This window comes from Rhodobacter capsulatus, from assembly GCF_005144475.1.
Classification (GTDB): domain Bacteria; phylum Pseudomonadota; class Alphaproteobacteria; order Rhodobacterales; family Rhodobacteraceae; genus Rhodobacter; species Rhodobacter capsulatus_C.
Genome location: NZ_SWJZ01000110.1, coordinates 1 through 8,827, shown reverse-complemented (window position 1 = coordinate 8,827; position 8,827 = coordinate 1). Strand labels below are relative to the sequence as shown.

At 68.4% G+C, this 8,827-nt stretch carries 8 protein-coding genes and 1 pseudogene; 6 read left to right on the top strand and 3 right to left on the bottom strand.

Translation table 11 applies throughout. The features are described from left to right. Positions 1-201 (top strand): annotated as a pseudogene (locus FBT96_RS18780) (ornithine cyclodeaminase); the annotation flags it as partial. Positions 202-622: 421 nt separating this feature from the next. On the opposite strand, the gene FBT96_RS18775 reads toward FBT96_RS18780, so the two are convergent. Continuing rightward, on the bottom strand, positions 623-1,531 hold the full coding sequence (locus FBT96_RS18775; RefSeq protein WP_136909380.1) for a pirin family protein: 909 nt from the start codon (positions 1,529-1,531) through the stop codon (positions 623-625). Between the two features lie 288 nt (positions 1,532-1,819). On the opposite strand from FBT96_RS18775, the gene FBT96_RS18770 reads away from it, so the two are divergent. Next, a complete protein-coding gene (locus tag FBT96_RS18770; RefSeq protein WP_136909378.1) occupies positions 1,820-2,770 on the top strand; it encodes a pirin family protein in 951 nt (316 codons plus the stop codon). A 228-nt stretch (positions 2,771-2,998) separates the two neighbouring features. Next, a complete protein-coding gene (locus FBT96_RS18765; protein WP_169583615.1) occupies positions 2,999-3,667 on the top strand; it encodes a WYL domain-containing protein in 669 nt (222 codons plus the stop codon). A gap of 456 nt (positions 3,668-4,123) precedes the next feature. On the opposite strand, the gene FBT96_RS18760 is transcribed toward FBT96_RS18765, so the two are convergent. Beyond that, entirely contained in the window at positions 4,124-5,284 is a 1,161-nt protein-coding gene (locus FBT96_RS18760) for an FAD-binding domain-containing protein (protein ID WP_136909374.1), read from the bottom strand. A 269-nt stretch (positions 5,285-5,553) separates the two neighbouring features. Beyond that, positions 5,554-7,164, bottom strand: coding sequence for a coiled-coil domain-containing protein (locus FBT96_RS18755; RefSeq protein ID WP_136909372.1), 1,611 nt, complete (start codon positions 7,162-7,164; stop codon positions 5,554-5,556). A gap of 239 nt (positions 7,165-7,403) precedes the next feature. Between FBT96_RS18755 and FBT96_RS18750 the strand changes: the two genes are divergently transcribed. The 3 genes from FBT96_RS18750 to FBT96_RS18740 form a co-directional block, all read left to right on the top strand. Beyond that, positions 7,404-7,667: an STAS domain-containing protein gene (locus FBT96_RS18750; RefSeq protein WP_169583613.1), complete on the top strand. Its 264-nt coding sequence runs from the start codon at positions 7,404-7,406 to the stop codon at positions 7,665-7,667. Positions 7,668-7,669: 2 nt separating this feature from the next. Then, positions 7,670-8,035, top strand: coding sequence for a response regulator (locus FBT96_RS18745; protein ID WP_013067077.1), 366 nt, complete (start codon positions 7,670-7,672; stop codon positions 8,033-8,035). Between the two features lie 19 nt (positions 8,036-8,054). Then, on the top strand, positions 8,055-8,827 hold a 773-nt coding region (locus FBT96_RS18740; RefSeq protein ID WP_169583611.1), incomplete at its 3' end, for an Hpt domain-containing protein.

Sequence of the window (8,827 nt, the reverse complement as noted above, 5' to 3'; positions counted from 1 at the left end):
ATGCGCGCCGAGGTGCCGGGGCGGCGCGACGCGCGGCAGATCACGCTGTTCGATTCGGTCGGGTTCGCGATCGAGGATTTCTCGGCTTTGCGCTTCGTGCAGGAGCGCATCAGGGGCACCGATTTCTTCGAGCCGCTCGACATGCTCGCCGACCCCGATGACCCGCGCGACCTGTTCGGCATGCTCGATCGGGCAAAGTGAGCCGGAAAACGGCCGCAGGCCCGCGGATCGGGGGCGGGGGGCGGCTTTCGCTGCGGGCTGCGGTGCTTCTGTATTCCTTGAGCTTGTCCGAAGCGGGCGAGGATCAGAAAATGATCAGTCGATCATTTTCGCGACCCAGGTCGATCAGATGGTGCCATTTGCAGCTGTCGCGGTCGCATTCTGCCGCGAAGCGGCGGTTGGATTCGGGCGGTGTCACCGCACCGCACCGCCTCGACCGCGGCCTTTGCCAAGGCCTCGGCCGCCAAGTCGCGTCAAAGGCCCGATCCGCCGGAAACTGTCCGCCCTCCCTCAGCCGATCCTCGGCAGCTTTCGGCAAGCTCTCGTTCGATGCCGGCTCATGTCTGTCGCACCGCTCGGCTCGGGGCCGATCTCGACATCCAGCCCACGCGCCCCGGCGCCGTCACCCGTGCTTGATGAAGGTGCCGTTGTTCAGCTCGCGCAGCGCCTGGCGCAATTCCTCTTGCGTGTTCATCACGATCGGCCCGTGCCAGGCGACGGGTTCCTGAATGGGGCGGCCGGTCATCAGCAGAAACCGCAGCCCCGCGTCGCCCGCCTGCACCGTGATCGCCTCCCCCGCGCCAAACCGCACGAGCGTGCGATTGCCGGTCCGGTCACGGATATTCATCTCCTGGCCGCGAAATTCCTTTTCCACCTTGATGCCGACCGGATCGGCTGCATCGCGAAACGTCCCCGATCCGGCAAAGACATAGGCCAGCGCATTGGCCCGCGTGTCGATGGGCAGCACCTTGCGCCGCCCCGGCGGGACCGAGACGTCAAGCAGCATCGGATTGGCCGCGATCCCGTCGACCGGGCCGGTCTTGCCCCAGAACGTGCCGATGATCACCTTGACGGTGGTGCCGTCGTCATCCCCCTCGATCGGAATGTCACTGGCCGCGACGTCCTGATAGCGCGGCGCGGTCATCTTCAGCGCGGCGGGCAGGTTCGCCCAAAGCTGAAAGCCATGCATCTGACCCTCGGCATTGCCGAAGGGCATTTCCTGATGCACCAGCCCCGAGCCCGCCGTCATCCATTGCACGCCGCCCGCGCCAAGCAGCCCCCGGTTGCCCAGCGAATCCGCGTGTTCCACCTGACCCTCAAGCACATAGGTGATCGTCTCGATGCCGCGATGCGGATGCCAGGGAAACCCCTTGGAATAAAGCCGCGGATCGTCGTTGCGAAAATCGTCCATCATCAGGAACGGGTCGGTGAGCGCGGGATCGCCAAAGCCGAAGACGCGCTGCAGATGCACCCCGGCGCCTTCGATGGCGGGCTGCGCTGTGCTGGTGGCAAGGACGGGTCTGAAGGTCATCGGCGGCTCCCTGGTTTTCCATGCACAATTTGGGCTGGTGCGAAAAAATTGGAATTGGCGAAGATCCGTCACTCCCTGTGCGCTGATGCGCAGACATCAAGGGCCTGACGGGCCGATTGCCCCGGCGCAACCGACTGAGGAGAGACGCATGTCCTTTCCCATCAGCGCCCCGACCCGGCGTCGCCCCCGCCGCATTGGTGCGCCCCCGCACATGGCCCGCGCGCGGGGCGGCGCTGACAGGGGCGAAACGCGGCCTATATCAGGCTCATCCCGAACGAGGAGGCAAGGATGAGCTGGAATCCGACGCAATCGCATGACGCCGCTGGCCCCGGGGCGGTCGAAACCCTGATCATCCCGCGCGCCCGGGACATCGGCGGCTTTGAAGTCAGGCGTGCGCTGCCCGCGCCAAACCGGCAGATGGTCGGCCCCTTCATCTTCTTCGATCAGGTCGGCCCGGCCGAGTTCCTGACTGGCGGCGGCATCGACATCCGCCCCCATCCGCATATCGGTCTTGCCACCGTCACCTATCTTTACAAGGGCGCGTTTGAACACCGCGACAGCACCGGCGCGCATCAGATCGTGCATCCGGGCGCGGTGAACTGGATGATCGCGGGGCGTGGCGTGACCCATTCCGAACGCACGAGTCTTGAGATGCGCCAGCGCCCCGGCGCGCTTTTCGGCATCCAGACCTGGGTGGCGCTGCCCGAGGCCGAGGAGGACCGCGCCGCAAGTTTCGAGCATCACGGCAAGGAGGCGCTGCCCTTTCTGGAAGCCGAGGGCAAGCAGGTCCGGCTGATCCTGGGCCAGGCCTGGGGTGCGCGGGCGCCGGTGAAGACCTTCTCCGAAACCTTCTATGCCGATGTCGTGCTGGCCCCCGGCGCCGCGCTGCCCTTGCCCGATGACCACGAAGACCGTGGCGTTTATGTCGTCGAAGGCGCGGTCACGGTGGCGGGGGACAGCTTCGAGGCCGGGCGGATGATGGTCTTTCGCCCCGGCGACCGGATCAGCCTGAGCGCCGGGCCGCAAGGCGCGCGGCTGATGGCGCTGGGCGGCGCGACACTGAATGGTCCGCGTTACATTGCGTGGAACTTCGTCGCCTCGTCGCGCGAAAAGATCGAAGCCGCGCAACAGGCCTGGGCCGAGGGCGACTGGGACCACGGCCGTTTCCGCCTGCCGCCCGGTGATGGCGCCGAGTTCATCCCGCTGCCCGACGCCCTGCGCCCGAAACCCGCGCCCTGAGGGCTCAGGGTTTTTGCCCGAAGTCCTCTCGCGTCGAGCGGGCCTTTTCGGGCACCTGCTGCGCCGATGGCCCCGCCCGCCGCGATCTCGGCCAGCCGGATCAACGCCTGGCCTTGGCAAAGGGTATCGCAAACCCCGACAGCAATTGACACCCCGAGAGGCCAAGACTGTCGCTGCGGTCCGTCGAGGCGATTCCCTCGGCGGGCGTTGGGGAAGGAATGTCGGGTCATGAGGGATCTTGACGGTCGTGCATCGGCGGTCTTGCTGACGCGCCGGGCGCTTGGGGCAAGGCTTGCCGGTGCGGTTGTGGCGGGGGGTGTCGGGGGTGGGGCAGCCGTGGCGGCGGTTCCCGCGCCCGACCCTGTTCTGCGCGATGCGGCGCTGCGCGGGCTGGCGCTGGCCGGGCACCGGGGCGATCCGGTGACGGCGGCGGCGGCGCGGGCGGCGCTGCAACGTCTGATCGAGACCGACCCCGAAGCGGCGATCCTGACCCGGCTTTATCAGTTGCTTGACGTGCGCCCCGCCGCCTATTGGCAAGAGGGGGTGTCGCGCGCGCCGCCCGCGCGGGCCGAGGATCTGGCGGCGCTGCACGCGGCGATCCGCGCCTGTCGGCCGGTGGTGTTCGACTACACCGACAGGGGCGGCACCGTGACGGCCCGCCGCGCGCGGCCCTTGGTTCTCGTGCATCCGGCGCAGGGGGTCAAGCTTCTGGCCTGGTGCGAGACCCGCGCCGGGTTCCGGCAATTCTTCGTGCGCGCGATCGCCGGGCTGAGCGTGCAGCCGGGGGATTTTGCGGCGGATCGGATGGCGCTTTTGCAAGGGTTGCTGGCGAAGGAAGAGGGAGCGGGAGAGGGAGAGCCCGTTCCCCGCCCAGGCGGGGATCGCCCCGGCCCATGATTTCGTCTCGACGGTGCCCTGCCTGCCCGGAGACGGCACCAACATGACGATCGGCCGGGGGCAAGGGGTGTCGGGCGTCACCGCCGGGCAACTCTCAGATCTTGCGATCAAAGCGGCGATCCCGAAGACGCGGGCGTTTGATGGGGCGCGGAAGACGGTCGCGCCGCTCCGACAGCATGGGCGGCTGAAACGACGCGCGGGCGGGGCGCCCGGGCAGCAGGCTTGCGGCTGGGGCGGCGCCGCGTTGGCACGATGTCATTGACCTCCCCATAATCGTCCTGCGACACGCACGCATTCCGCTTGCAGATCGCCTTGTAATGATTTGAAAATATGAGACTATTTAAGTCTCGGGTATCTCCCTGACGGCCCCGGCCGCCGCCCGATCCCGACATCGCCGCGCGCCCGAGCGCCGTCGGCCGTTTTCCTTTGCCTGAAACCGGGCGCGCGGCTTGGCCGTCAGGCCAGCCCCCGCTTCGCCAGAATCGCGGGGATGTGCTGCTTCAGGGCGAAAAAGCCCTTTTGGCACTGCGGCCAGACCTGCGCATCCCAGTCGCGCAGATATTCCGTCAACGGCAGACCCCGGGGCAGGGCCGTCAGCCGGTCGGCCGCCGGGCCAACCGGGGCGAAGGCGGTGACGATCTGCGCGCCGTCTTGCGCCGCCTGCGCCAGATCGGCAGGCGCCAGCGCGCCCTTGCAACGGGCCTCGGGCCAGCGCGCTTGCGCACGCGCAAGGGCATCTTGCAGGGCGATCCGATCTGCCGCGCTCTCGCCGTCAAGGCAGGCCATCGCGCGGATCGGCAGGTCTTGCAGCGCGGGCACGGTCTCGGGCGAGAGATCCTCGGGCGTCAGCAAAAGCAGGCTCGGCGCGGTGGGTGCGGGCCGGACGGGGGCGCGCGGCGGCATCGGCCGGGGCACCGTCAGCGTCTCGGGGCCAATCACCGCCCGCGTCGCCAACCCCTTGGGCGCAAACCGGCCGCCGGTCATCGCCGCGATCCGCCCCGCGTCGCTCAGGTAGGCCTTGCCCGCCGTGTGCAGCCCCGCGACCCAGCGCCAGGACAGGGTGTTGCTGGCCGGATCGGCATCGACGAACCGCGCCAGCGTGAAGGCCGCCCCCAGCTCCCACGGCAGGCCAAGCGTGAAGATCCAGATCGAGGCGAGCTGCATCCGCGCCCAGTTGTGCAGATAGCCGGTGCTGTCCAGCTCCTGCACCCAGGCGTCGAAACAGTCGATGCCGGTCTGCCCCGCGCAGGCGCGGGCGTGGCGGAGGCGCAGATCCTGGTCGGTTTCAAGCCGCGCCCCGGCCTGCGCGACGGCCCGCAGATAATCGGGCCACAGCCCGGGGCGGCTTTCCAGCCAGCCCTTCCAATAAGTGCGCCAGAACACCTCGCTGATGAATTTTTCCGCCGCAGGATAGGGGTGATGGGCGAGAACGGCGGCAATCACCTCGTCTTCGGTGATCAGCCGCCGTCGCAGCGCCGCAGACAGACGCGACACATGGCGGTGCCGCCCCGGCCCGAGGTCAAGGTTGCGCAGGCGGCCATAGTCCTGTCCGGCGACGGGGACAAAGGCCGCAAGACGCGCCAGCGCGTCGGCCCGGGTCAGGGGCAGATCGGTCATCTGCCGCGCCCCCCGCAGGGGGCCAAGCCGGATGGCTTTCGCGCCATCTGCGCGCCGCTGCCGTCTCGGACCGAACCCCTGCCTGCCATGCGCCCCCCGATGTCGCGGCCTCCTGCATGCCGACAGGCTGCGATATGGCGCGGCGCTTGCGGCGGTCAAGCCGGCGCAACAGGCCGGAATGGTCCGGGCCGTCCAACCGATCGCTGTGCCGGGGCGGGGCGATCCGGTCACCGCGGCCGGTCGAGCCCGATCCGGATTGGCGCAAGCCGTCAGAACAGGATGGAATCCAGCGTGTCCTGCGGCGCGGCCGAGGCAAGTTCTGCCGCGCCGAAACCGGCCGCCTCGAGCGGCAGCCCCATCACTTCGGCGTGGATTTCGCGTTCCCGGTCCATCGTGTAGATCGGCGAAATCTCCTCCAGACAGGACAGATCGGGCGACATCGCAAGCCCTTCGCGCAGCAGCGACCCCAGGGCCTCGATGCGCAGGATCGTCTGCACCAGCGCCGAGGTCATCTGCCGTCCCGAGACCGCCAGCCGCGCCAGCGCCGCGGTTTCCGTGCGTGTCTCGTCTTCAAGCCGTGACAGCAGCCCCTGCCTTGTCCGGGCCTGCTCCAGCCCCGTCGCGATCTGTCCCAGATCGCCCTCGAGACGGCTCATCCCGTCCTGCAGCGCCGAAAATTCCCCGGTGTCGAAGCTCTTGCGCAGGTGATCCAGCGTGCGCCCGGTATCGGCAAAGGTCTTCAGCGCCTTTTGCGCCGTCTCCTTCACTGACATCGCGATATAGGTCAGCTCCTTCTGCCCGACCTCGGCCCGGGCCGCTTCGAGATGCGAATTCACCCCGGCCAGCCCGATCGTCTGGCCGATGCCTGCGAGATTGTCGAGCCGCTGATGCAGCAGGTCGATCTGCCCCTCGAACCCGGCCGAGCGGGCAATGATTCCCTGCAGCATCGGCATCACCGTGCCCAGCGCCTCGTTCAGCTGGCCAAAGGCGCGGTCCTGCGCGGCCAGAAGCGGCTCCATCTCGGCGCGTTGCGCGGCAAGCTCGGCCACGAAGCCGCCGCCCAGCCCTTCGATGGTCTGGAAACTGTCGTCGAGCAGGGCCAGCACGTCGCTGGTGTCCCGCTCCAGCGCCTGCAGCTGCGCCGAGGCCAGCCGCTCGAAAGCCGCGCGTTCCGGCCCGGGGCCGCGGGCGGCGCCGCGCGCCAGAATCGTCTCGACATGTTCCAGCCGCTGCGCCGCCGAATCCGAGAACTGGAAGGTGCCGACCAGCCGGGTGATCACCTGTTCGATCCGGCCCGACAGCTCTTGCGCCTGCGCCGTGACGCGGTGCCGCCGCCCCGTCATCTGCGCCTGTCCGGCGACGATCGGCGCCAGGATCTCGGTCAGCCGGCGGGCGGCCGGGTCGAGATGATCGGCGCCCTCGCGCGCGACGGCCAAGATCGCCTCGAAGGACTGGTCAAAGGCGTCGAGCCCGCTTTGCGCCTGCGCGAGTTCGGTTTCGATCTGCGCCGAGACCCCCCGCAGGGCGCCGACGAAGGCGCTGAGCTGGCCCGAGCGGCTGCGCGAGATCTGGATCGAGGTGATCGTGGCAAGGAACTGAAAGAAAATGCGAATCCGTGTCAGCCCGTTCAGAAGCGTGCGGGTTTCGCGCAGCAGCGTGCGGCTCGTGCCATTCGTCATGCTGGCCGACCAGTGCCGCATCGCCCCCGCCAGATCGCCCGCCAGTTCGGGAATATGGGTGACGCCTTCGATCGGCTCCTGCTGCGCGGTGATCAGCGCCCCGGTGCGCTCATTCACCGTCAGCAGATGCCCGCGCACGTCGACCAGAAGCGAGGACAGCGCATCAAGCGACGCGATCATGTCGCGACGCACGGACTGCACGGAAGATAGCCTGTCCATTCCTGCCTGATCCTGCCTGACCCTGAACGGCGGCAATGTGCCGCGACTGGGGGCCAATGTCGGCGAGGGTGATTAAGAAAATCTCTAGGTTCGCAACGAGATGCGAAGAATTGTCGGCAACCTTCCCGACACGCCATTTCTACGCCCGGCGATTAACGGCGCGGAAACGGATCGCGCGTATCAATGCCCCTTGAGACATGACGACGCAGAAAGAGACAGACGTGACAGACGACACACTGCTGACTTTGGCGATCCCCGCCGATCTGACGATGGCCGATGCCGAAGATTGCCGCCAGCGCCTTCTGGGCCTCCTTGGCGGGGGGGATGGCGCGGTCATGGTGCGTTTCGAGGGCGAAGAGCGCTTGGGCGTGGTGGCGATGCAACTGGCGCTTGCCGCCGCGGCCGCCGCCGAGGCTGCGGGGCGGTCCGCCGGATTCGATGCCGCCAGCCGCGATGCGCTCGAACAACTTGGATGGGAAGGCTGAGGATGGCGAAAACGGTACTGACGATCGATGACAGCAAGGCGATCCGCGACATGGTCTCCTTCACCCTCTCCGGGGTGGGCTACCGCGTGGTCGAGGCGGAAAACGGGCTTGAGGGACTGGCGAAGCTGAAAAGCGAGCCGGTGTCGCTGGTCGTGGTCGACCTCAACATGCCGGTGATGAACGGCTTCGAATTCATCCGCAAGGCCCGGCAGGAGCCGAAGGGGTCGGGCGTGCCGATCCTGATGCTGACGACCGAGACGAAGCCCGAGGCGAAGGCCGAAGGCAAGGCGCTTGGCGCCACAGGCTGGCTGAACAAGCCTTTCGATGCCGCCATGCTGGTTGCCGTCGCGCGCAAGCTGGCCGGTTGACGGACAGAAGGGACATCCGATGAACCCCGCCGCCCAGAGTTACATTCACGAAGCCCGGGATCTGCTGACCCAGCTCGAGCAGATGCTGCTCGATCTCGAGGCCGAGGCCTCGCCCGAGGCGATCGATTCGGTCTTTCGGGCGTTGCACACGCTCAAGGGCGGGGGGTCGATGTTCGGCTTTCCGGCCCTGTCCGCCTTCGTGCACCATTTCGAGGACGCCTTCGACCGCGTGCGCGAGGGCAAGATCGGCATTTCGAAGCCGCTGCTCGATGCCGCGCTGGAGGGTCGCGATCACGTGATCGCGCTGCTCGATGCCGGGGGCGACGCGGCCGCGACGGCAGAGCTGGTTGGCTCTGATCAGGCGCGGCGGATTCTGGCCGCGCTGGAGGGCGCCGTGGCCGGGGCCCCGCCCGCGGTCGTGCGCCTGAAGCGCTGGGAAGTGTCGTTCCGCCCGTCGAAAGGCGCGCTGCGCTGCGGCATGCGCCCCGATCTGCTGCTGGCGGAGCTGCGCGAGCTTGGCGCCTGCCGGGTCCGCTGCGACGTGTCGGACCTGCCGGCGCTGGACAGCCTGGACCCGACGCAATCGCATCTGGGCTGGGTGGTCGAGCTGACGACGGCGCAGCCTCGGTCGGCGATCGAGACGGTTTTCGTCTTTGCCGATGATGCCGATCCGCGCATCGTGCCGCTGGATCAGGACGAGGAGGAGGCCGCGCCCGCCGCACCCGCGCCGGTGGAGCTGGCCGCGGCCGAGACCTCCGCCGCCCCGCCCGCCGCCGCCGCGGCGCCTGCGGC

Coding starts and splice junctions, on each gene's coding strand:
- FBT96_RS18775 (WP_136909380.1), bottom strand. CDS start 1,531: ATGACCTTCAGACCCGTCCTTGCCACCAGCACAGCGCAGCCCGCCATC.
- FBT96_RS18770 (WP_136909378.1), top strand. CDS start 1,820: ATGAGCTGGAATCCGACGCAATCGCATGACGCCGCTGGCCCCGGGGCG.
- FBT96_RS18765 (WP_169583615.1), top strand. CDS start 2,999: ATGAGGGATCTTGACGGTCGTGCATCGGCGGTCTTGCTGACGCGCCGG.
- FBT96_RS18760 (WP_136909374.1), bottom strand. CDS start 5,284: ATGACCGATCTGCCCCTGACCCGGGCCGACGCGCTGGCGCGTCTTGCG.
- FBT96_RS18745 (WP_013067077.1), top strand. CDS start 7,670: ATGGCGAAAACGGTACTGACGATCGATGACAGCAAGGCGATCCGCGAC.